The sequence below is a fragment of the Mesorhizobium sp. PL10 genome, from assembly GCF_053714315.1.
Map to the genome: position 1 here is coordinate 606,917 of NZ_JBSKBR010000001.1, position 23,641 is coordinate 630,557.

Sequence of the window (23,641 nt, forward strand, 5' to 3'; positions counted from 1 at the left end):
ACTGTCATGGAATATTAATTCCACAACTCAGTCAATATGGAATGTTCATTCCTTCTTGAGAATCGCGTGATCGTGGCTTTTCGTCAGCCGAGCTCCTGCACGATTGTGTAGGGGGCGTAGCGGGCGAATTCCGTTTGCGGCACCTTGATGTCGAACAGGTCGAGATTGCGTGTCAGATTGGCGGCTTTGGCCGTTCCGGTCAGCACGCTGGCCACGACAGGTTCGTGCAGTGGAAACTGCAACGCCGCCGCCGCCAGCGGATAGCCGCCCTCATCAGCGATTTTCTCCATCGCGCCGACACGCTCGAGTATGTCCTGCGTCGCCGGCGCATAGTCGAAATGGGCGCCATGCACCGGCCCGGTCGCGAGGATGCCGGAGTTGAAGACACCGCCGATGATCAGCGAGGTCTGGCGCTGACGGCAAAGTGGCAGCAGCGCGGCCTCGGCCGAGCGGTCGAGCAGCGAATAGCGGCTGGCGAGCAGGATGCAGTCGAGCGGCGCTTCGCGCAGAACGTCGAGGCAGATTTGCACCTCGTTGACGCCGAGCCCGTAGGCGGAAATCACGCCGGACGATTTCAGCTCTTCCAGTGCCTTCAGGCCGCCATCCATCAGCTGGCGAAAGTGCAGCGTCGTCTTCTCGACGCCATGCGTATAGGCGCCGATGTCGTGGACAAACAGGATGTCTATCCGGTTTAGCCCGAGCCGCGCGTAGGAGAACTCGACCGAGCGCATGATACCGTCATAGGAATAGTCGTAGTCGAGCGCGAAAGGCAGCGGGTCGACATAGGAGTGATCGGGAACCTGGTCTTCCGGCACGGGATGGAACAGCCGTCCGACCTTGGTCGACAAGACATAGGAATCCCGCGGCTTGTAGCGCAGGAAATCGCCGGTCCGGCGTTCCGACAGGCCAAAGCCATAGAAGGGCGCGGTGTCGAAATAGCGCAGGCCGGCCTCCCAGGCAGTCTGCAGCGTTTCCATCGCCGCCTCGCGCGGGCAGGCCCGGTAGAGACCGCCGATCGCCGCCCCGCCAAAACTTATCTCGGTGACCTCGAGCACAGTCGTGCCGATGCGGCGTTTGTTCATCCGAAGCCTCCCCAAGAGCATTTCGCCATTTCAAGAAAACGGCGGACAGTTTTGACGCAATTCCGGACGGAAAACCGATTACACTTTTCCTGGAATTGCTCTGCGGGCTGTCTTTTGCAGCCCATGTTTTTTCGTCGGTGTTTACAGCGTGGCCCCGAGATGCCACGGCACGAATTCGTTGTCGCCGTAGCCGAACGCCTCGCTCTTGGTCTTGCGGCCCGATGCGGTCTCGACGATCAGTTCGAAGAGTTCGCGGCCCATGCCGGCGATGGTCTTTTCACCCGAAGCGATGACGCCACAATTGACGTCCATGTCCTCTTCCATCTGCTGATACATGGTCGAGTTGGTGGCGACCTTGATCGAGGGCGTCGGCCGGCAGCCGAAGCAGGAGCCGCGGCCGGTGGTGAAGACGATGATGTTGGCGCCGCCGGCCACCTGGCCTGTCGCCGAGACCGGGTCGTAGCCGGGCGTGTCCATGAACACCAGGCCGCTGCCGGTGACCTTCTCGGCATAGCCGAAAACGCCGTTGAGCGGCGTCTGGCCGCCCTTGGCGACAGCGCCCAGCGACTTCTCCAGAATGGTGGTCAGGCCGCCGCGCTTGTTGCCGGGCGAAGGGTTGTTGTCGATCGACGCGCCATGCTTGGCGACATGCTCTTCCCACCATTTGATATAGCCGTCGAGCTTGGCGGCGATTTCCGGGGTCGCCGCGCGATAGGCGAGCAGATGCTCGGCGCCATAAATCTCCGTTGTCTCGGACAGGATGCCGATGCCGCCAACGCCGGCCAGGATGTCGACGGCCGCACCCAGCGCCGGATTGGCCGTGATGCCCGACATACCGTCGGAGCCACCGCATTGCAGACCGACGACGATCTCGCTGACGGGGATCGGCTCACGCTGCAATGTACCGACTTCCTCGGCGATTTCCGCCAGCACGCCCATCGCCTTTTCCACCGATTTGCGCGACCCGCCGGCGTCCTGGATGTTGAAATGGCGTTTTCCGGCCGCAGCACCCTTCTGGCCGTAAAGGGTAAGCTGGTTGACCTCGCAGCCAAGGCCGACCATCAGCACGCCGCCGAAGTTCGGATGACGGGTATAGCCGGCGAGCGTGCGGTGCAGCACCATCATGCCGTCACCGGTGCCGCTCATGCCGCAGCCCTGGCCGTGGACGATCGGCACGAAGCCGTCGATCCCCGGATATTTCGGCAACAGCACACGATTGGCCTCATCGGCAATGGCGTGGCAGACGGTAGCCGAGCAATTGACGCTGGCTATGATGCCGATGAAGTTGCGGGTGCCGGCACGGCCGTCAGCGCGGCGATAGCCCATGAAGGTTCTGATACGATCGGCTTCCGTCGCGTGTTCGGCCTCGCTTGGCGGCACCACCGGCAGGCGGCCGCTCTCGAAAACCAGATTGTGCGAATGGACGTGGTCGCCGGGCGCAATGTCTATCGTGGCGCGGCCGATGGCCTGGGCATACTTGACCACCGCCTCGCCGGCAGCGATAGGCTTGATCGCCACCTTGTGACCGGGCTCGATCAAGGCCGTGGCAACGGCGCCGCCGGAGAGCGCGGTGCCGATCTCGATGCGGCCATTGGCGACCGCGACATTGTCGGCGGGGGACAGAAGAATGCTGTTCGAGGCGTTCACGGGCAGTTTCCTGGGTCTGTTCCTGGGGGATGCGCGGATTGACACGCGTCTGTTTACATATAATGTCTTTTATCGGGAAAAAACATTTTTGCGTCAATTGTTTTTTCAGGGGGAGAGACCATGCATCCGATGGACGCGTGGGTTGTAGGAAGCCGCGTCTGACACGCACAGCGTTTTGCTTTGCTGGGTCATGCGCCAGGACATGGTGATATCGCGCTTCAAGCCAGCCACAGCAAGCGCCGGCGCGCAACGGGGCAGGGATGTCGAAGAGTAACAACGTTTACAAGGACGCCTATAACAGAGGTCTGCGGCTACTCGATGAAACGCAGAGCCTGCCGTCGGAACCGGAGCTTGGCACTATGCTCGGCGTCAGCCGCACCACGGTGCGCACCATCTTGGCGCGCATGGAAGAGACCGGGCTGATAGCGTGGAACAAACGCAGCAAGACAGTGCTCAGGGCGCCGAAGCCGGACGATTTCTTCCCCGAGGAGGAAACCGACACGCTGGCCCAGATCATCGAGCGCTCGTTCATGCGCAGGCTGCTCGCCGGCGGCGCCGAGGCCGGCATGCAGATCAATGAGCTCGAGCTGGCGCGCGAGATCGGCGTCGGCACCACCAGCGTGCGCGAATTCCTGATCCGGTTCTCCCGCTTCGGCCTGATCGAGAAGCGGCGCAACAGCCACTGGGTGCTGAAGGGTTTTACGCGAGCCTTCGCGCTCGAATTGACCGAAATCCGCGAGATGTTCGAAATACGCTCGGCGGCGGCCTTTGCCGCCTTGCCGCAGGACAGTCCGGTCTGGGCCGACCTCGACCGGCTGGAGGACGAGCACCGGCTACTGGCCAGCGAGATCGCCACCCGCTTCAACGAATTCTCCGAGCTCGACGAGCGTTTTCACCGGCTGATCCACCGGGCGTCGCACAACCGCTTCATCGTCGATTTTTACGACGTCATCGCCATGATCTTCCACTACCACTATCAGTGGAACAAGGCGCAGGAGCGCGAGCGCAACGAAGTCGCGGTGGGGGAGCATCTCGCTTATATCGCGGCGCTCAAATCGCGCGATCTCGGCAAGGTCGACGCCGCCTGCCGCAAGCACCTGAAGTCGGCGCGCCACACGTTGCTGACCTCCATCCCGGAGATCGGCGGCCGCATCGTTGCCTGAGCGCGCGACGCGCCCAGGCGTCTTGCCTATGCAAGTCGTTATCCCAAGACCGTTGCGCACCCCCGGGTCGAGCCCGAGGGCATGCTTTGGCGACATGCATTGAACGCGCCGCGTTGCCGCAGCGATGATTTGGCGATTTTCCGGCCGTCTGCCGCGTGCTAGGTATTTGCCGTTGCTGCGTGAAGAGGCAGGTCTTTGAACATCCGGCGTAAGAGATGGAGCATGACGGCCGCGTTTGTCGCGGCCTGTGTGTTGCTGCTCCAGTCGACGCTCGGCGCGTTCGCTTTCGGCGCGGCGCCGGGCGCCTCGCAACTCGATGCCTTCGGCAATGTCATCTGCGCCCATGAGGGAGCGGTCCAGCGTCCCGGTGGCGATCCGCACCAGCAGCATATGCCGGCATGCTGCATGCTTGGCTGCAGCATGGTGTCAGTTGCCTATGCGCCGCCACCGGGTGTCGGCATAGGGCCGGTCAGCCTGTCCTTTGAAGCGGTCGCCTTTGTCGTTCCGGTAGCCAGGCATCTGGACTTCACACGCGAGCGTTCTCCGGCCAATCCACGCGCGCCGCCGCTTACGGTCTGAAAACTGCCTCGCGTAACTTGCGCGAGCGACAATCATCCAATGATCGACATCGCTTGCGACCGGCAACGGCGCGACCTCACATTCATGGAGCCTACCCATGTCCCGTTTTCTTCGTGCCGCCGCATCGCGCTGCACGCATTTCCTCCGCACGCTCGAGCGCCGTCTTGGCGGCGCCGTCTTTGCCTTCGCCTTGCTGTTCGTCGGCGCCCATTCCGTCCTAGCGCATGAATTCAAGGCCGGCGACATCGAGATCGAGCATCCCTGGTCGCGCGCCACGCCGGCCGGCGCCAAGGTCGCCGGCGGCTACTTCACCATCGTCAACAAGGGCATCGCGCCGGACCGGCTGCTGTCGATTTCCTCCGATATCTCGGCAAAGGCCGAACTGCACGAAATGGGGGTGAAGGACGGCGTCATGACCATGCGCCCGGTCGAGGGTGGTCTGGAAATCCCGGCGGGCGGCAAGGTCACGCTGGGGCCCGGCGCCTACCACATCATGTTCATGGATCTGAAGCAGCCGCCCAGGGAGGGCCAGATGTTTGCCGCCACGCTCACCTTCGAGAAGGCCGGAACGGTGAATGTCGAGTTCGCCGTGCAAGCCATCGGCAGCGCACCGCCCCAGGAAGACAACGACTGACCAATTGTTGCCAAGCGATTTTTCGAGAGGGACCATCATGAACAAGTATCTTTTGCCGGCCGCTGCATGTCTCGTCCTGGGGACAAATGCCGCCTTCGCCCATATCACGCTCGAAACCCAGGAGGCGCCCGTCGGCTCGACCTACAAGGCCGTGCTGCGCGTGCCGCATGGCTGCGACGGCAAGGCGACGACTGCCGTGCGAGTGCAGATCCCGGAAGGGGTCATCGCGGTGAAGCCGATGCCGAAGCCGGGCTGGACGCTGCAGGTCAAGAAGGGAAAATACGAGAAGTCCTACCAGCTCTATGGCGAGGCGGTGACGTCGGGCGTGAAGGAGGTCGACTGGAGCGGCGGCAGCCTGCCTGACGAATTTTATGACGAGTTTGTCTTCCGCGGCACGTTGGCCGCCGATCTGCCGGCCGGCCAAAAACTCTATTTTCCGGTGGTGCAGGAATGCGATGGCGCCACTACGCGTTGGATAGAGATTCCGGCGGCTGGTCAGGATGAGGATGCGCTGGAAGATCCGGCGCCCGGCCTCAACCTGCTGCCCAAGAAGTGATGCATTGGTGGCGGGCTGCTTCGAAGCGGCGCGTCGCTGTTTTGGTGGATGGCATGAGCGTGGCCTGTTTCCAGCGGATAGTGCGGACAGTCGGTAGTTGCCTCGGCCTGCTGGCAGCGATCCTGCTTCTTGCCGTCCTCGCTACGCCAAACCAGGCCCTTGCCCATGCGGCGCTGATCAAGGCCGAGCCGGCCGACGGTGCGGTGCTGGAGCAGGCGCCGACGCAGTTTTCGCTGACCTTCAGCGAGCCGGTGTCGCCGCTGGTGCTGATGCTGGTGCGGCCCGACGGCTCGCCTGTCGCGCTGACCTCGTTCAGGCTCGACGACCAGACGGTCGCGATCGACAATCCGCAAAAGCTCGGGCCGGGCACGCATGTGCTGAGCTGGCGGGTGATTTCCGCCGACGGCCATCCGGTCGGCGGTTCCGTGCTGTTTTCCGTCGGCGCGCCAAGTTCCGTGCCGGCGACGGGGGAGGCCGTTGACCTCGATCTGCGGTCGGCAATATGGGCCGCAAAGCTTCTCCTCTACATCGGCCTTTTCCTAGGTGTCGGCGGCGCCTTCGCGCTGACCTGGCTGGCGCAAGGCGTGCGCTGGGGTCAGCGCTGCGTCATTGCCGCCATCCTGTGCGGCCTTGTCGCGGCACCCTTGTCGCTTGGTTTCCAGGGGCTGGATGCGCTGGGTGCGCCGCTCGCCCAGCTGGCGCAACCGCTGATCTGGCGCACCGGCCTCGCCACCAGCTTTGGCTGGACGGTGATGATCGGGCTGGCGGCGCTCGGGCTTGGCCTGCTGTCGCTGGCCGGGCCGCGCGCCGGCGCCAGGCCGCTGGCGCTCGCCGGACTGGCCGGTGTGGGCGTAGCTCTTGCCGCCAGCGGCCATGCCAGTGCGGCCGAGCCGCAATGGTTGACGCGGCCGATGGTGTTCCTGCACGGCACCGGCATCGCCTTCTGGGCCGGAGCGCTGCTGCCGCTCGGCCTGGCACTGAACAGCCAATCGGCGGAGGCCGGCGCGTTCCTGCGGCGGTTTTCAAGCACGATCCTGCCTGTGGTGGCAGTGCTTGCCGCCGCCGGCGTCGTGCTCGCCATCATCCAGGTGCAGACACCGGCGGCACTGGTCGACACCGCCTATGGCCGGCTGCTGGTGATCAAGCTGGCGCTGCTGGTGTTTCTGTTCACCTTGGCGGCGGTCAATCGCTGGCGGCTCACCGCCTCCGCCGAGGCAGGCGCGACGGAAGTGCGGCGCCGGCTCACCCGTTCGATCTCGGTCGAAATGCTGATCGTGCTCCTGATCTTCGGCGTTGCCGCGGGCTGGCGCTTCACGCCGCCGCCACGGGCGCTGGCCATCGCTGCGGCACAGCCGGCGTCGATCCATATCCACACACTGAAGGCGATGGCCGACATCGGTATCACGCCCGGCCATACCGGACAGGTTGCCGCCTCCATCGTCATCATGGACGGCGATTTCGGACCGCTCGACGCCAAGGAGGTGACACTGGTGCTGTCCAAGCCCGATTCCGGCATCGAGCCGATAAAGCGTCCGGCGACCAAGCCCGGCGACGGCACATGGCGCGTCGACAATCTCGTCATCCCGGTTCCCGGCCGCTGGACGGCGCGGCTCGATATTCTGGTTTCGGATTTCGACATTGTGAAGATAGAGGCGCCGATCGATATTCGCGCTAAGTGATGGCTATGTTTTCGTTCTCCGCACAAGTTGCGGGTCGCCTTGTGCAGTTCATTGGTGTTACTAATGCTTTGAGATGTTCGGGATCGGGACGGTGCCACAGATGGTTGTATCAACCCGGTCTATAGTCAAAGTGTGTTGCGGTCTTCTGGTCTTCTCGGTTGTCTGCGGATGCGATCTCACAGGTAAATCAAGCTTGACGCAGCCAAGTCTGACCCGTGAGGAGCGTCTGAAGTTTGCCGCAGATTCCTACTTCAAAAACCAATGTAAAAAGCAATGGGCGGTGCTTTGGCCCTTGGCGCGAGAAGGCGATGGCGAAGCCCTTTCAGAGCTTGCCTTTGAGCTTGGGTCAAGGCTCGAGATGCCTGCTTCGGATTCGGATATGAACGTTGATCCGGGAGATCGATCATTTGCCAATGTGCTTGTCATGACGATCTATGGTGCGACAGCGTCAAAACATCCTGGCAAGCCCAATCTTCACTACATCTTTGACCCTGCTGGATGGAATAAGGGCGATGTAACGGTTGTATCCATTCGTTCTGGCGCGATCAGTTATAGCTCGATCAAGCCTCCCCCTCCGGTTTTAATGACAGAGTTGGAAAATTGCCTTTCTCAGGCAAACTCCTCCGCTGCTGGCGACAGGTGTGTGTCGCCCAGGCCAGCAAATTGGGACTCATTCCAAGCTTTTCCGAATACAGTAAAGCCATGGACACAGTCCTGACCACGTATCGCCCGGAGCGCTGCATTTCTCGTCCCTGGTAAGAGGATAGTACCCGACGCCGGAACGTAACTTGACTACCGGGAAGTCGCTCCGGCTCTCAACGCCCTCGGCCGAGCTCTTCGGCGAGCCCGATGAGATGCCCCTCAGGCCCGCGGATGTAGCAGAGCCGATACACGTCCTGGTACCGGACGACTTCGCCTACGAGTTGCGCGCCGCGTTTGCGGAGCCTTTCAAGGGTGTCGTCGATGTCGTCCACGGTAAACATGACGCGGAGGTAGCCCAGAGCGTTGACCGGGGCGTTGCGGTGATCCGCGACGACAGGCGGCGTGAGAAAGCGGGAGAGCTCGAGCCGGCTGTGGCCGTCCGGTGTGCGCATCATGGCAATCTCGACGCGCTGATCGCCCAGTCCGGTGACACGTCCGGACCATTCGCCTTCGATCGTGGCCCGCCCTTCGAGCTCGAGGCCGAGCTCGCGAAAGAAGGCAACCGTCTCTTCGAGGTCATCGACGACGATTCCTACATTGTCCATCCGTTTGACTGCCATATGTCCAACGTAACGCCGTATGTTCAATCGGCAAGGCGTCGCCTGGTCGCCAACTGACCCTTCCTGACTCCGCCTGACCTGAAACTTGCACAGCGCGGACACAACACAATTCGGCGAGGCGGTTGACGTCGTCGCGAAGGCCCGTCAAACATCCGGGCAAAAGTCCTACAAATCCGAAAGCAGGGAAGAAACGATGGAAAAAGCCGAAATCGGCCTGATCGGCCTTGGCACAATGGGCTCAAACCTGGCGCTCAACATTGCCGAGCACGGGCACCGCATCGCCGTCTTCAACCGCACCAAAGCGCGTACCGACGCCTTCCTCGAAAGCGCCGGCGCGCTGCGCGACAGGGTGTTGCCGTGCTACAGCCTGGAGGAACTCGCCGAATCCATCCGGCCGCCGCGACCGATCATCATCATGGTGCTGGCCGGCAAGCCGGTCGACGAACAGATCGCGTCGCTGCGCGGCGTACTGTCGGCCAACGACATCGTCATCGATGCCGGCAATGCCAATTTCCGCGACACGATGCGGCGCTTTTCCGAACTGTCGGGCTCGGGCCTCACCTTTATCGGCATGGGCGTGTCCGGCGGCGAGGAGGGGGCGCGCCACGGGCCGTCGATCATGGTCGGCGGCACCGAAGAGTCCTGGAAGCGCGTCGAAAGCGTGCTGACCGCGATCTCGGCAAAATTCAAGGACGAACCTTGCGCTGCCTGGCTCGGCACCGACGGCGCCGGGCATTTCGTGAAAACCATCCACAACGGCATCGAATATGCCGACATGCAGATGATCGCCGAGATTTACGGCATCCTGCGCGACGGCCTCGGCATGGGGCCGAAGGAGATCGGCAAGGTCTTCGAAGGATGGAACAAGGGCCGGCTCGATTCGTATCTGATCGAGATCACCGCCAAGGTGCTGGCCGCCGACGATCCCAAGACCGGCAAGCCGGTGGTCGATATCATCCTCGACCGCGCGGGACAGAAGGGCACCGGCAAATGGTCGGTCATCGAGGCGCAGCAACTCGGCATCCCGGCGACGGCGATCGAGGCGGCGGTGGCGGCACGTGTGCTGTCGTCGATCAAGGATGAGCGCCAGGCGTCGGAAAAGGCCTATGGCAATATCGGTGTGACCAGGATCTCCGGCGACAAGGCGGCACTTCTGAAAGACCTGGAGCTGGCGTTGCTCGCCGGCAAGATCGCCGCCTATGCGCAAGGTTTCGCGGTGATGAGCGGCGCCTCGAAGGAGTTCAACTGGAACCTGCCAATGCCGACCATCGCCAAGATCTGGCGCGCCGGCTGCATCATCCGCTCGCAGATGCTGGACACCATGGCGGAAGCCTTCGGCTCCGGCGGCGCTTCCACCAACCTTTTGATGGCGCCGGCCTTCATCACCATGATGCAGGAGGCGCATCCGTCGCTCCGGCGCATTGTCGCCAAGGCTTCCGAGGCCGGCTCGCCCGTTCCGGCGCTGGCGTCGGCACTCGCCTATTTCGACAGCTATCGCCAGGGCCGCGGCACCTCGAACCTGATCCAGGCGCAGCGCGACTTCTTCGGCGCGCATGGCTTCGAACGCATCGGCGAGCAGGGCGCCTTCCATGGACCATGGGGCAGCGGCGCGGCTGGCTAACCGCGATAGGGCAAAACCTCGCCTGGTGTGCTCAGGGTCTGCAAGGACCCGGGCGCCGCGCCGCCTATCCAGCCCAGCACGGCGCGGGCAAGCTCGGTACCCGCCAGGCGGAAGTTCTCGTTGACGACCAGCAATTCCCGGCGAAACAGGTGCAGCAGTTCGGACGACTGTTTCGACACCACATCGACGTCGCGGCCGAGTTTCAGGCCAACATCCTCGATGCCGGCGACGATGGCCAGCGTTGCGGCGGCGGCGCTCGAGACAAAGCCGTCCGGCCTGATGTCGCGGCGCATCAGCTGCGCGGTCCGCGTCCTGATCTGTTCCATCGACTGGTCGATCGAAACGGTGTTGAACGGCACTTCGCTGGCGCCGACTTCGCCCAGCGCATCGGCAAAGCCGTTCACCGTGTGGCCGTAATAGGTGAGCCCCATCGGCGGTGTCACCAGGGCCAGCCGGCGCCGGCCCATGCCGGTGAGATGGCGCACCGCCTCGGCGGCGAAGGCGTAGTTGTCGAAGTCGTGATAGGGGTGCACCAGCCCCATATCGGTGCGGCCGTGCGTGGCAAAGGGGATGCCGCGCTCCAGCAGATAGCGGGCACGCGGGTCGTTGGGCTGGGTGCGCGAGATGATGATGCCATCGGCTGAGCCGCTCTCGACCAGATATTTCACCGGATCCAGCGGGTCTTGCGAACGTGAGTATGGGGTGACGATCAGGTGATAGGGCGTGTCTGCGATCACTTCGGTGACACCGTAGATGATGTCCGAGACGAAGCTCATGATCTCGCGCTCGGTGTTGAGCACGAGGCTGATGACATTGGTCTTGCCGGTTCTGAGGCGCACGCCGGCGCGGTTCGGCCGGTAGCCGATCTGCCTGGCGACGAGCTGGACGCGCCGCCTGGTCTCGGCGCCGATCTCGGGTGCATCCTTGAGCGCACGCGAGACGGTGGTGACGCCGAGCCCGGTCATGAAGGCAAGCGTCTTCAGCGTCGGCCGCTCATGCGCCGACGCTTCGTCGTCCTTGTCCGTCTGGTCCCTGTCCATTCATCCCGCCCCATCAGGCGCATAGCAGCCGCTGGGCCTGCCGACAATCGTTCCATGACGACGTGGCAAGGCCGTTCACCCGCCAAGCGTCAATACACTGAAACGTTACAGATTACCAACCTTGCCACCGCGGGCCACTTAATTCATGGTTCCGGCAGGGTTTCAGGCCGGGCAGAAGCCATGCGAGAAAACGAGGCTTGGGGTGAATTTCTTGCACTGCAGCGTGATTTTGCAGTGCACCAGCCGATTTTAGGGTGGATTTGCCGACTTATGCGCAAGGAATTTGTTCGCGCCTCGAAAAAATATCACACCAGCTTCTGTTGAGGGGGTTGCGCGCACCGCACAATTGCCGTATCGAAAATCTGTAACGTTTCAGATTCTGGGAGGAACCGAAATGCGCTATAAACTCTTGACCGCTGCGTTTGCTGCGACAGCCGCGTTGCAGTTTGCCGGCCCGGCGGCCGCGACCGACCTCGAAGTCACCCATTGGTGGACGTCCGGCGGCGAGGCGGCGGCGGTCGCCGAATTCGCCAAGGCTTTCGATGCCACCGGCAATCACTGGGTCGACGGCGCCATCGCCGGCTCGGGTGATACGGCACGGCCGATCATGATCAGCCGCATCACCGGCGGCGATCCGATGGGTGCCACCCAGTTCAACCACGGCCGCCAGGCGGAGGAACTGGTCAAGGCCGGCCTGATGCGCGACCTCACCGATCTGGCGACCAAGGAACACTGGAAGGATGTCATCCGGCCGGCGAGCCTGCTCAACGAATGCACCGTCGACGGCAAGGTCTATTGCATCCCCGTCAACATCCACTCCTGGCAATGGCTATGGCTCTCCAACAAGGCTTTCGCCGACGCCGGCGTGCCGGTGCCGAAGAACTGGGATGAGTTTGTTGCGGCGGCACCCGCGCTCGAAAAGGCCGGCAAAATCCCACTCGCCGTCGGCCAGCAGGCCTGGCAGACCTCGGGCGCCTTCCAGGTGCTGATGGTGGCGATCGGCGGCCCAGACATCTTCAAGAAGGTCTATGGCGACAAGGATGCTGCCGTTGCCGGTGGGCCTGAGGTGGCCAAGGTGTTCAAGGCGGCCGACGACGCGCGCAAGATGCAGGCGAAGTCCAAGGTGCAGGACTGGAACCAAGCAACCAATCTGGTGATCACCGGCCAGGCCGGCGGCCAGATCATGGGCGACTGGGCGCAAGGCGAATTCCAGGTGGCCGGCCAGACCGCCGGCAAGGACTATACCTGCCTGCCGGGCCTCGGCGTCAACGCGGTCATCCAGACCGGCGGCGATTCCTTCTACTTCCCGGTCCTCAAGGACGAGGAAAAGTCGAAGGCGCAGGAAGTGCTGGCCTCGACCATGCTTTCGCCGGCCACGCAGGTTGCGTTCAACCTGAAGAAAGGCTCGCTACCAGTGCGCGGCGACGTCGACCTAAACGCCGCCAACGACTGCATGAAGAAGGGGCTTGATATCCTCGCCAAAGGCAACACCATCCCCGACACCAACCAACTGATGACCGAGGACTCTCTGACCCAGGTCAACGACCTGTTCGCCGAGTTCTTCGCGACGCCGACGATGACGCCCGAGGATGCGCAGAAGCGCTTCGCCGACATCGTCTCCAAGGCTGATTGACGGCTCCTCCCGAGCAGCCCTCCGGTCACCCCGTCCGGACCGGAGGGCCGCAACACCTTCCGGCCCGGTGGAGTGGACTTCATGATCGAGCCAACGAGCAGACGGCCCATTCGGCTGTTTCACAATCTCAACGCCAAGATCGCCTCGATCCCGATGGTGCTGAACGCGCTGGTCATCTTCCTCGGCGGCACGATCTGGACCGTCGTCTACTCCTTCACCGATTCCAGGCTGCTGCCGAGGCTGAACTTCGTCGGCCTCGACCAGTATCGCCGCCTCTGGGAGGCGCCGCGCTGGCTGGTCGCGGTCGAGAACCTGGCCATCTACGGCGTGTGCATGCTCGTCTTCTCCCTGGTGATAGGCTTCATGCTGGCGGCGCTGCTCGACCAGAAGATCCGCTTCGAGGACACGTTCCGCACCATCTTCCTCTATCCCTTCGCCCTGTCCTTCATCGTCACCGGGTTGGTCTGGCAGTGGATCCTGAACCCGAATTTCGGTGTCCAACATGTCGTGCGTTCGCTCGGCTGGACGGACTTCGCCTTCGACCCGCTCTATGATTCCACGATCGTCATCTACGGCATCCTGATCGCCGCCCTGTGGCAAGGGACCGGTCTCGTCATGTGCTTGATGCTGGCGGGCTTGCGCGGCATCGACGAAGACATCTGGAAGGCCGCGCGCGTCGACGGTATTCCGATGTGGAAAACCTATCTCTTCATCATCATCCCGATGATGCGGCCGGTGTTGATCACCACGCTGGTGATCATCGCGGCGGGCATCGTCAAGGTCTATGACCTCGTCGTCGCGCAGACCAGCGGCGGTCCCGGCATCTCTTCCGAAGTGCCTGCGAAATATGTCTACGAGTACATGTTCCACGCCCAGAATCTCGGCCAGGGCTTTGCCGCCTCGACCATGATGCTGCTGTCGGTGGTCATTGTCATCGTACCATGGGCCTATCTCGAATTCGGACGGCGGAGGTAGCGCCATGGCGAACACCGCAGTCCTCACTCCAACCGCAATCGGCGCTGATGCCGCAAGCCGGGATGTCACTGGGCCCTATGGTCCGAAGCCGCGGCGGGTGCTGTCGCGCCGCAACATCATCCTCTACGGCACACTCTTCGTGGTGGCCGTCTACTATCTGCTGCCGCTCTATGTGATGGTCGTCACCTCGCTCAAGGGCATGCCGGAGATCCGGCTAGGCAACATCTTCTCGCCGCCGGTGGAGATCACCTTCGAGCCTTGGGTCAAGGCGTGGTCGACAGCCTGCACCGGCCTCAACTGCGACGGGCTTTCGCGGGGTTTCTGGAACTCGGTGCGCATTACCGTGCCGTCGGTTGTCCTGTCGATCGCGATTGCCTCGGTCAACGGCTATGCACTGGCCAACTGGCGCTTCAAGGGCGCGGACCTGTTCTTCACCATCCTGATCGTCGGCGCCTTTATCCCCTATCAGGTGATGATCTACCCGATCGTCATCGTGCTGCGTGAGGTCGGTCTCTACGGGACCATCTGGGGCCTGATCATCGTCCATTCGATCTTCGGCATGCCTATCCTGACCCTGCTGTTCCGCAACTATTTCTCGTCGATGCCGGAGGAGTTGTTCCGGGCGGCGCGCGTCGACGGCGCCGGCTTCTGGGGCATCTATTTCCGCATCATGCTGCCGATGTCGCTGCCGATCTTCGTCGTCGCCATGATCCTGCAGGTGACCGGCATCTGGAACGACTTCCTGTTCGGGGTGATATACACCAAGCCCGACACCTATCCGATGACGGTGCAGCTCAACAACATCGTCAATTCGGTACAGGGCGTGAAGGAATACAACGTCAACATGGCGGCGACCCTGATCACCGGCATGGTGCCGCTGATCGTCTATTTCGTCTCCGGAAAATTGTTCGTGCGTGGCATCGCCGCCGGCGCGGTGAAGGGATAACCGCGATGGCTCAGAACGGCACCAGCGTTTCGATCCAGGACCTGTCGCTGAATTTCGGCTCTGTATCGGTGCTGCAGACGCTCAACCTCGATGTTGCCGAGGGCGAGTTCATCGTGTTGCTCGGTCCCTCGGGTTGCGGCAAGTCGACCTTGCTCAACTGCATCGCGGGCCTGCTCGACATTTCCGACGGCCGCATCTTCATCAAGGGCAAGAACGTCACCTGGGAAGAGCCCAAGGACCGCGGCATCGGCATGGTGTTCCAATCCTACGCGCTCTATCCGCAGATGACGGTGGAGAAGAACCTGTCCTTCGGCCTGCGCGTTGCCAGCGTGCCCAGGGACGAGATCGCCAAGCGCATCGCGCGCGCCGCCGAGATCCTGCAGATCGAGCCGCTGCTGCAGCGCAAGCCCGCGGCCTTGTCCGGCGGCCAGCGCCAGCGCGTGGCGATCGGGCGGGCGCTGGTGCGCGACGTCGACGTCTTCCTGTTCGACGAGCCGCTGTCCAATCTCGATGCCAAGCTGCGCTCCGAACTGCGCGTCGAGATCAAGCTCCTGCACCGCAAGCTGCAAAACACCATGATCTACGTCACCCACGACCAGATCGAGGCGATGACACTGGCCGATCGCATCGCCGTCATGCGCGGCGGCGTCATCCAGCAGCTCGACGCCCCGCAGACGATCTACAACCGCCCGGTCAACCGCTTCGTCGCCGGCTTTCTCGGCTCGCCGGCGATGAATTTCCTCGAAGGGGAACTGGAGGCCGGTCCGACGTTCAAGACCGACGGTGTTTCGGTGCCGCTCGAGCGCTATGCCTTTGACGGTACGCAGCGTCCGACCGGAGCTTGCGTGCTCGGCATTAGGCCTGAACACATCGCCTTCGGTGACGCGGCTAAGTCGATGCCGTTTTCTGCCACCGGTTCGGTCGAGATCGTCGAGCCGATGGGTTCCGACACGCTGGTATGGACCAAGCTCGGCGGCCGCAACCTTTCGTTCCGCGTCGAGGCGGAAAGGACGCTGAATAGCGGCGACCCGGTCCAGTTCGGTTTCGATCCGGCGCGCGCTTCGCTGTTCGATGCCGCCACCGGCAACCGCCTGTAACTTTCGACAATCATCCCAATCACATCCCCAAGAACGATCCCCCCAAGAACGATCCCAAGACCCACCACCCAAGAAACGGACAGAGACGATGAACTGGTCATTCCAACTCTACAGCGCCCGCAATTTCCTGCCTTGGGACGGCATCCTGAAAATGCTGGGCAAGGTCGGCTACAAGGAAGTCGAAGGCTTTGGCGGCGTCTATGACGACCCCAAGGCGTTCCGCGCCGAACTCGACAAGAACGGGCTTGCGATGCCGACCGGGCATTTCTCGATCGACGCGCTGGAGAATGATTTCGACGGCGTGCGCAAAACAGCCGATGCGCTTGGCATCACCTTGGTCATCTGTCCCTATCTCGTGGCCGAGCAGCGGCCTGCGGATGCGGCCGGCTGGCGCGGCTTTGGCGAGCGGCTGGCCAAGGTCGGCGAGACCGCGAAGAAGGCCGGCTACGGCTTTGCCTGGCACAACCATGATTTCGAGTTCAAGAAGCTCGCCGACGGCTCGGTCCCGCAGGACCATATCCTGTCGGCCGCACCTGACATCGGCTGGGAGATGGACGTCGCCTGGGTGATCCGTGGCGGCGTCGATCCGTTGCCGTGGATCGAAAAACACGGCAAGCGCATCAGCGCCGTCCATGTCAAGGATATGGCCAAACCGGGCGAGGGCCTCGACGAGGACGGCTGGGCCGATGTCGGCCACGGCACCATCGACTGGGCCGGCCTGATCAAGACGCTGCGTGCCAAGAGTACGGCCAGATACTACGTCATGGAACAGGACAACCCCAACGACATCGAGCGCTTCGCCAGCCGCTCGCTCGCATCCGTCAAGGCTTACTAGGAACAATCATCATGACAAAGAAACTGGGTATCGGCGTCATCGGCTGCGGCAACATCTCGAAGGCGTATTTCTCGCTGGCGCCGCTGTTTCGCGGCATCGAGATGCGCGCCTGCGCCGACATCAACATGGACGCGGCCAAGGCGCGGGCGAAGGAGTTCAAGCTGCGCGCCGAGACCGTCGAGGAACTGCTCAAGGACGACGAGATCGACATCATCGTCAACCTGACCATTCCGGCGGTGCACTACGAGGTGTCGAAGCAGATCCTCGATGCCGGCAAGCACGTCTATTCGGAAAAGCCGTTCGTGCTGTCAGTCAAGGAAGGGCTCGACCTGAAGAGCCGCGCTGAGAAGAAGGGTCTGCGCATCGGCTCGGCCCCCGACACCTTCCTCGGCGGCGCGCACCAGCTGGTGCGCAATCTCATCGACACCGGCGCGCTCGGCAAGATCACCAGCGGCACTTGCCATGTCATGGGCCACGGCATGGAGCACTGGCATCCCAATCCGGACTTTTTCTTCCAACCGGGCGCCGGGCCCGTGCTCGACATCGGACCCTACTACATCACCAATCTGATCCAATTGATCGGGCCCGTGAAACAGGTCGCGGCCTTTGCGACAACGCCGGCCAAGGAGCGGACAATTTCATCGAAGCCGCGCGCGGGCGAAAAAATCCCGGTCAACACCCCAACCACCATCCACGGCCTATTGGAATTCGAGAACGGTGCGGTGATCACGCTCAACACCAGCTGGGACGTCTGGAGCCATGGCCATGCGCCGATGGAACTCTATGGCGAGGCGGGTACGGTCTATGTGCCGGATCCGAATTTCTTCGGCGGCGACGTGCGCGTCACCGAGGCGGCCAAGCCGGTGAAGAAACTGCCGAAATGGAAGCATCCGTTCGGCGTGCCCAACGAAATGCACGGCCAGGGCATGATGGCCAACTACCGCACCGCAGGCCTTGCCGACATGGCGCTGGCGATCGCCGAAGGCCGCCCGCACCGTTGCTCGATGGAGCTGGCGCTGCATGCCGTCGACGTCATGACCGGGCTGTTGCGGTCGGGCGAGACCGGCAAGTTCGTCGCGATGCAGACCAGTTGCGAGCGGCCGGCTGCACTCGGCGTCAAGGACGCAAAAGGGCTGTTGGCGAAGAAGAAATGAGGTAGAAGGGTGTCGGTGCACTCGCGCCGACACCATTCAATCCAGGATATGTCCCCATGCGCTGGCAGCCGGCTGAAAACCGCTATGAGAAAATGCTCTACAACAGGTGTGGGCGATCCGGCCTGAAGCTGCCGGCGATCTCACTTGGTCTGTGGCACAATTTCGGCAACGACACGCCGCACAAGACCAAGCAGGCGATTGCGCGCAAGGCCTTCGATCTCGGCATCACCCATTTCGATCTGGCCAACAATTACGGTCCGCCGCCCGGCTCGGCCGAGACGGCGTTTGGCGAGATATTGCGCACCGATTTCTCCGGCTATCGCGACGAGCTGATCATCTCGACCAAGGCCGGCTACGAGATGTGGGCCGGTCCTTACGGCGAATGGGGCAGCCGCAAATATGTTCTGGCCAGCCTCGATCAGAGCCTGAAGCGGATGGGGCTCGACTATGTCGACATCTTCTATTCGCATCGCTTCGATCCCGATACGCCGCTGGAAGAAACGATGGGCGCGCTCGACCATGCGGTGCGTTCGGGCAAGGCCCTCTATGCCGGCATCTCGTCCTACAATTCGCAGCGCACGCGCGAGGCGGCCGACATATTGAAGCAGCTCGGCACGCCCTGCATCATCCACCAGCCGAGCTACTCGATGCTCAACCGCTGGGTCGAGGAGGATGGGCTGCTCGACACGCTCGAAGGGCTCGGCGTCGGCTCGATCGTGTTCTCGCCGTTGGCGCAAGGCATGCTGACAGACAAATATCTCGGAGGCATTCCCGAGGGCAGCCGCGCTTCCCAAGGCAAGTCGCTGCGGCCCGCGTTCATCAACGACAAGACTATCGCCAACATCCAGGCATTGAACAAGATCGCCGGCAAGCGCGGCCAGACGCTGGCGCAGATGGCGCTGGCCTGGGTGCTGCGCAAGGGCCGGGTTACCTCGGCGCTGATCGGCGCCAGCCGGCCGGAACAGGTCGAGGACTGCGTCGGTGCGCTCAAAGTGCTCGAGTTCAGCGATGCCGAGCTCGCCGAGATCGACACTTACGCGCGCGAGTCCGACATCAATCTGTGGGCGGCTTCGGCCGAGCGCAAAGGGCCGCCGAGAAAGTAAGACAGCCGGCAAACGATACGAACGAAAACGGCGGGAGGATCCCGCCGTTTTGAACCGCTCTTGCCTCAGGGCTTCTTGGCCGTGCCGAGGCCGGCCTTGGGTGCTGCCGCGGCAGCCGGAGCCGGGATCTTCATCTTCTCCTCGATCCAGCCGGTGTAGTTGGCCAGCCGCGTGTAGATGCCATAGGCGTTCTTGTGGCCGCAGGCGGCGGTGCCGTCGGACGGACCTTCGCCCCAGCTGACAACGCCGACCTGCACCGGACCGTCGGCGCCGGTCATGAACAGCGGCCCGCCGCTGTCGCCGTTGCAGGCGTCGCGTTCGCCGCTGTCGGTGCCGGCGCAAATCATGTTGTTGGTCAGCGGATCGGACATATCGGCGGCAATCGCATTGGCGGCGGCATCGATGCCCTTTTCCGAATAGCGCATGCGGTGTGAGAGATCGCTGAGCGCCGCCTTGAGGTCATGCGCGTAGATCGACTTGATGCCGCTGTTGCAGGCAGCACTGGGCTCGAGATCGAGATCGGCGACCATCAGCGCGGTCGGGAAGGTGCCGTCCTGCATCTTGCCCCAGCCGATGACCGTGGTCTTGCCGCTGTCGGGTGTCGGCTCGTTGGTGATCTTGATAACCGGCGCATCGGCGGGCTCCGCCAGCCGGAGCAGGCCGAGATCATTATCCAGCGTCTGTTCGCTGTAGCCCTCGTTGACGATGACCTCTACCACCTTGTAGCGCTTGCCTTCGGTGAGGTCGGTGGCGCCGGTCAGCACCGTCACCGTGTCGGGCGAAATCGGCCGGCCCTTGTCGTTGAGGCAGTGCGCCGCCGTCAGCACCCATTGCGGTGCAATCAGGCTGCCGCCGCAAAATTGCGCGTTCGGCTGCGAGGCCGGGCTGGGGTCCAGCCGGGCGGTGGTCAGCAGCGCCACCTGGAACGGATAGGCGCCCTTGTCGGCTTCCTTGCCGCCATAGACGCGGTCGGCGCCGTCGGGGTTCTCGGCCTTGGCCTTGTCCCTGGCTTCGGCGACGCGTTGCATCGGCGAGACCGCCGCTTCCGGTCTGACGGCGGCGTCGGCCGCCTGCAGCGCGTTGACGGCGGGAAAAGCGGCTGCGATGCCCAACAGCGATGCAGCGACAAGCGGCCTGAACCGATGGAAAATGTTCACCTTGAAACCTCCTGAGACGACAATTGCCTGATGAGGTCGCCACGACGCAGGATCGGCAGAAGTGGGTTGGTTCGTCGATCGCCCAGATCGAACGGCACCCGCGCGGTCATAAAACCGAAATACCACTTTTGCTAATCGTGCCCAGTCGGGCAGAACCCACCCCAAACCCTATAGCCCCCCACGGGCTACGTGGAAGCGATTTGTCATTGCCAATGTTGAATTATTTTAGGCAGTATATCGACGCGGATGCGTTTGGTGGAGGGCTTTAACGAGGCCGCCCGGAACGATGATCCGACACGGGCGGGTAACCAAACTGATTTTTTAACGCCACCACGATCTCGACAATATTTCTGTATTTTGATCCACTCCTTGCTGACTTTTGGGAGAGTCTCACCATGACGAAACTGACAACCACTATCATTGCGTCCGCATTGCTATCCACCGCATTGTGGGCGATGCCCGCCTTTGCCGCCGATCCTGGCTCAGCGAATGCCGGCAATGGCGAAAGCATGCGCGATCTTGGCACGGGCGACTACCAGCCGGGCCGGGCGAAGCCGATCGCGCCGCCGAAACTGACCGAAGACGAAGCCAGCCGGGCAGCGCCGCTGACCGACGAGGGGTCGGCGGTCAAATCCTATGGCATCGTCGGGCGTTCCGCCGATGGCAAGGACATCAAGATCGATGCCGGCGAGACGCTGAAGGACCTCGTCATCAAGGAACTGAATGCGCCTGCCAACGCACCGGCCGCCGACAAGACCGGGCTGACGGGCGGCGACGAAGCCGGCCGCCAGGTGTTCGGGGCCGACGACCGCGAGCAGATCAAGAACACCAAGACCTACCCGTTCACCGCGATCGGGTATATCGAAGGCAAAGCCAAGAGCGGCTATGGCAGCTGTTCGGGGACCTTGATCGGTCCGCGCACGGTGCTCACAGCCGCGCATTGCCTCTACAGCAACGAAGACAAGGCCTGGCTCGACGACGTCATCTTCGTGCCGTCGCTCAACGGCAACACGGCCGACGATGCACCGTTTGGCGCTTTCAGCTATGAGAGCGTCTATATCCTGCAGGGCTTCATCGACAATTATCAGGGTTACTACGGCTCGGTCATTCCGTGGGACCTCGGCATTATCACGCTGAAGCAGGATGTCGGCACAAATCTCGGCTGGCTGGGTTATGCCAACTATGAGAATCTCGGCGATTTCACCGCCAACATCGTCGGGTATCCCGGCGACAAGCCGATGGGCACGATGTGGAAGGCGACCTGCGAAGTGCATGCCGAAAATATCGGCGCGGAGTATTTCCAGTACGACTGCGATACCTATCCGGGGTCGAGCGGCAGCTCGGTCTACGCCTATGACAATGGCGCCAAGCAGCGGGTTGTCACCGGCGTCAACGTGGCCGAAAGCCCGAATGCCAACACGGCCGTGCGCCTGAACGCCGCCAATGTGGAGTGGATCAACAGCCTGTACAAATAAAGCCGCTTGATCTTTCGCCGGCAAACAGCGGCGAAGGCTGGCAATGCCAAACCGGTGGCGGGACTTTCCCGCTGCCGGTTTTTTGAATCGAAATCACTCCCTTGCACAGTTTTACAGTGGCGCTTACCCTAAGCGATCCAAGGGGTTGGGAACGATGGCGCGGGCAGGGGTGATCTTCGGGGTCAAAGCGATGGCGGCTGCATCCATGCTGGCCGCGCTGACATGGTTTCCGGCGGCGGCCGATCAAGGTGGCGCCTCACCTGGCGCCTGGGCCGAGCGGGTGCAAATCCTCTATCGGAGCCAGACGCGCTCGGTGCTGCGCAAGAACGTCCGGGTCTGGGATTTCCATCCCGAACTCGGTCTAGACTTTGTCTGGGAGCCTGCCGCCGGCCAGTCGCCGGACCGGACGGTCGCCGCCGACGGCACCGTCAATGGCAAGGGCAGGCTGGTCTGGCGGGTACGTGGCTCTGCGAGCTATGACCCCAAGACCATCTATTCCAGCTATTTCGGCGAGATCAGGAATGGCCGGCCCGATGGGCAGGGCCGGCTGGAACTGCGTTCAGGCGAGATACTCGACGGGCATTGGGTCGCCGGGCAGCTCGACGGCCACGGCATCCATGTCGACGCCGACGGCAATCGCTATGAGGGGGAATTCAGCGCCGGCGTGCCGAATGGCAGCGGCCGGCTGGAGACGAAAACGGGCGAGATATTCGTCGGTCCGTTTGCCGATGGGCTGAAGAACGGCAAGGGGCGCACCCGGCTGCCTGGCGGTACCGTCTACTGGTCGCAATGGGCGATGGGCAAGGAGATGGGTGGCGCGCGCCCTGATGTGCTGGCCGATGCCAGGGTGGGCGGGCTGCTCAAGGCGCAGACCGGCAGCGGTGCCGCGGACAAGGTCGAGATCGGCATTGCCGTCGACCAGCGCATGACGCAGCAGGCCGACATGCAGTACCAGCATCTGGTGCGCGAGGACGACATCGCGATCTATCCGGTGTCGGACCAATACAATGACGCCTGGAACGGTACCGGACAGCTCGGCCCCGGCAATGTCTATGACGGCATGGACTGGGAGACGGCGCCGGCATTCGCCGAAGTCGACCTCAAGACCACAGACCAGTCGCGGGTCAAGCTCGACAGCCTGGAAATGAAGGTTGCCTCCAGCGAAGCCTACCGCAAGCCAATGCTGTCGATCAGCGAGCACTATGGCTGCGTCGGCTTCCGCCCCGACTTCTCGATCGTCAACAATGGCTGGGGCGACGTGAAAGACATGAAGATGTCGATCCAGTTCACCAGGACCGACGAGGAAGACAACGCGACCGGCGAGCCGAGCCGCATGTTTACAAAAGACATCGGCACTTTCGGCGACGGCGTCGATGTGTCGGTCAAGAATGTGCTGGCCGAGGCCGGCGTCGACACGACCACACTCGAGACCGAGCGCTTCACGTGCCCATCGAGGGACGCGCTCGACGTCTGCCGCGCCCAGGTCGCCAACAAGGTCAAATTCGGCGACGTCGCCGATTACATCAGCGGCAGTGTCGAGAAGATGAGCGTGACCGGGATCGGCAAGCTCGATTATTCCTGGGCCGACGATCAGGGTGCTGTCTACCAGCAGAGCGAGCCGTTTCGCGTTGTCGTCTCGCTGGTCAGCATCGAGGTTCCCGAATCGCTCGCCGAATGCGGCGATGGCGGCGGTGCCTCGCCCGAAGCCCTGCGTTACCAGAACATCGAATTTCCGATCGGCAAGACCGATTACAGCATCGCCATGCCGGTGCGCGGCAACAAGAACCTCAGCGCTTACACGGCGCGGCTGAAGATGTGGTCGTCTATGTCGTCGGTCCATCGCTTCAGCATCGCCGCCCATTTTGCCGACGGCAGCACGCGCGAGAGCAAGCCGGCGACCTTCTTCTATTTCCGGCCGAAGCAGTCCCTGTTCCAGACCAGGACCAAGCCGGCGGTGTGCTATCTGCCGGAAGATCTGCAGGGGTGTTGATCCGCCGCTCCCC

General features: G+C 62.6%; 22 protein-coding genes. 17 read left to right on the forward strand and 5 right to left on the reverse strand.

All coding sequences use genetic code 11. The features are described 5' to 3' along the window. Positions 1-83 precede the first annotated feature (83 nt). Positions 84-1,082: an aldo/keto reductase gene (locus tag ACWGTO_RS03045; protein ID WP_454573373.1), complete on the reverse strand. Its 999-nt coding sequence runs from the start codon at positions 1,080-1,082 to the stop codon at positions 84-86. Positions 1,083-1,223: 141 nt separating this feature from the next. Next, positions 1,224-2,729: a UxaA family hydrolase gene (locus tag ACWGTO_RS03050; protein ID WP_454573374.1), complete on the reverse strand. Its 1,506-nt coding sequence runs from the start codon at positions 2,727-2,729 to the stop codon at positions 1,224-1,226. A gap of 260 nt (positions 2,730-2,989) precedes the next feature. On the opposite strand from ACWGTO_RS03050, the gene ACWGTO_RS03055 reads away from it, so the two are divergent. From ACWGTO_RS03055 to ACWGTO_RS03080, 6 genes are all read left to right on the forward strand, one after another. Continuing rightward, the gene (locus ACWGTO_RS03055; protein ID WP_454573375.1) at positions 2,990-3,892 is read left to right on the forward strand and encodes a GntR family transcriptional regulator; all 903 of its coding nucleotides are present in this window, start codon (positions 2,990-2,992) and stop codon (positions 3,890-3,892) included. Positions 3,893-4,114: 222 nt separating this feature from the next. Then, entirely contained in the window at positions 4,115-4,471 is a 357-nt protein-coding gene (locus ACWGTO_RS03060) for a DUF2946 family protein (RefSeq protein ID WP_454573376.1), read from the forward strand. A gap of 97 nt (positions 4,472-4,568) precedes the next feature. Beyond that, entirely contained in the window at positions 4,569-5,105 is a 537-nt protein-coding gene (locus tag ACWGTO_RS03065; RefSeq protein ID WP_454573377.1) for a copper chaperone PCu(A)C, read from the forward strand. Between the two features lie 37 nt (positions 5,106-5,142). Next, a complete protein-coding gene (locus tag ACWGTO_RS03070; protein WP_454573378.1) occupies positions 5,143-5,661 on the forward strand; it encodes a YcnI family copper-binding membrane protein in 519 nt (172 codons plus the stop codon). Between the two features lie 53 nt (positions 5,662-5,714). Next, entirely contained in the window at positions 5,715-7,340 is a 1,626-nt protein-coding gene (locus tag ACWGTO_RS03075; protein ID WP_454573379.1) for a copper resistance CopC/CopD family protein, read from the forward strand. 193 nt (positions 7,341-7,533) lie between these two features. Further along, positions 7,534-8,058 carry a hypothetical protein gene (locus tag ACWGTO_RS03080; protein ID WP_454573380.1) on the forward strand — a complete coding sequence of 175 codons (525 nt, stop codon included), beginning with the start codon at positions 7,534-7,536 and terminating at the stop codon, positions 8,056-8,058. A gap of 97 nt (positions 8,059-8,155) precedes the next feature. On the opposite strand, the gene ACWGTO_RS03085 is transcribed toward ACWGTO_RS03080, so the two are convergent. Next, entirely contained in the window at positions 8,156-8,602 is a 447-nt protein-coding gene (locus ACWGTO_RS03085; RefSeq protein ID WP_454573381.1) for a VOC family protein, read from the reverse strand. 193 nt (positions 8,603-8,795) lie between these two features. Here ACWGTO_RS03085 and gndA point away from each other — a divergent pair, with 193 nt between their 5' ends. Next, the gene (gene gndA / locus ACWGTO_RS03090) at positions 8,796-10,223 is read left to right on the forward strand and encodes an NADP-dependent phosphogluconate dehydrogenase (protein ID WP_454573382.1); all 1,428 of its coding nucleotides are present in this window, start codon (positions 8,796-8,798) and stop codon (positions 10,221-10,223) included. Here gndA and ACWGTO_RS03095 read toward each other — a convergent pair. Then, a complete protein-coding gene (locus tag ACWGTO_RS03095; protein WP_454573383.1) occupies positions 10,220-11,263 on the reverse strand; it encodes a LacI family DNA-binding transcriptional regulator in 1,044 nt (347 codons plus the stop codon). The two genes, gndA and ACWGTO_RS03095, sit on opposite strands and share 4 nt — an antisense overlap. Positions 11,264-11,317: 54 nt before the next feature. On the opposite strand from ACWGTO_RS03095, the gene ACWGTO_RS03100 reads away from it, so the two are divergent. From ACWGTO_RS03100 to mgrA, 8 genes are all read left to right on the forward strand, one after another. After that, positions 11,318-11,587, forward strand: a complete 270-nt coding sequence (locus ACWGTO_RS03100) for a hypothetical protein (protein ID WP_454573384.1) — start codon at positions 11,318-11,320, stop codon at positions 11,585-11,587. Positions 11,588-11,657: 70 nt separating this feature from the next. Continuing rightward, positions 11,658-12,896: an ABC transporter substrate-binding protein gene (locus tag ACWGTO_RS03105; protein ID WP_454573385.1), complete on the forward strand. Its 1,239-nt coding sequence runs from the start codon at positions 11,658-11,660 to the stop codon at positions 12,894-12,896. Between the two features lie 81 nt (positions 12,897-12,977). Beyond that, entirely contained in the window at positions 12,978-13,871 is an 894-nt protein-coding gene (locus ACWGTO_RS03110; protein WP_454573386.1) for a carbohydrate ABC transporter permease, read from the forward strand. A gap of 4 nt (positions 13,872-13,875) precedes the next feature. Beyond that, complete coding sequence (locus ACWGTO_RS03115) at positions 13,876-14,817, forward strand: carbohydrate ABC transporter permease (RefSeq protein WP_454573387.1); 942 nt, start codon at positions 13,876-13,878, stop codon at positions 14,815-14,817. A 5-nt stretch (positions 14,818-14,822) separates the two neighbouring features. Next, a complete protein-coding gene (locus ACWGTO_RS03120) occupies positions 14,823-15,914 on the forward strand; it encodes an ABC transporter ATP-binding protein (RefSeq protein ID WP_454573388.1) in 1,092 nt (363 codons plus the stop codon). Between the two features lie 88 nt (positions 15,915-16,002). Continuing rightward, on the forward strand, positions 16,003-16,749 hold the full coding sequence (locus ACWGTO_RS03125) for a sugar phosphate isomerase/epimerase family protein (RefSeq protein ID WP_454573389.1): 747 nt from the start codon (positions 16,003-16,005) through the stop codon (positions 16,747-16,749). An 11-nt stretch (positions 16,750-16,760) separates the two neighbouring features. Continuing rightward, positions 16,761-17,903: a Gfo/Idh/MocA family protein gene (locus ACWGTO_RS03130; protein ID WP_454573390.1), complete on the forward strand. Its 1,143-nt coding sequence runs from the start codon at positions 16,761-16,763 to the stop codon at positions 17,901-17,903. Positions 17,904-17,959: 56 nt separating this feature from the next. Then, positions 17,960-19,006, forward strand: coding sequence for an L-glyceraldehyde 3-phosphate reductase (mgrA, locus tag ACWGTO_RS03135; RefSeq protein WP_454573391.1), 1,047 nt, complete (start codon positions 17,960-17,962; stop codon positions 19,004-19,006). Between the two features lie 65 nt (positions 19,007-19,071). Here mgrA and ACWGTO_RS03140 read toward each other — a convergent pair whose 3' ends face one another. Then, positions 19,072-20,163: a S1 family serine peptidase gene (locus ACWGTO_RS03140; protein ID WP_454573392.1), complete on the reverse strand. Its 1,092-nt coding sequence runs from the start codon at positions 20,161-20,163 to the stop codon at positions 19,072-19,074. A 395-nt stretch (positions 20,164-20,558) separates the two neighbouring features. Between ACWGTO_RS03140 and ACWGTO_RS03145 the strand changes: the two genes are divergently transcribed. Further along, positions 20,559-21,638 carry a trypsin-like serine peptidase gene (locus ACWGTO_RS03145; RefSeq protein ID WP_454573393.1) on the forward strand — a complete coding sequence of 360 codons (1,080 nt, stop codon included), beginning with the start codon at positions 20,559-20,561 and terminating at the stop codon, positions 21,636-21,638. A 190-nt stretch (positions 21,639-21,828) separates the two neighbouring features. Beyond that, a complete protein-coding gene (locus ACWGTO_RS03150; RefSeq protein WP_454573394.1) occupies positions 21,829-23,628 on the forward strand; it encodes an MORN repeat-containing protein in 1,800 nt (599 codons plus the stop codon). The last annotated feature ends 13 nt before the right edge of the window (positions 23,629-23,641 follow it).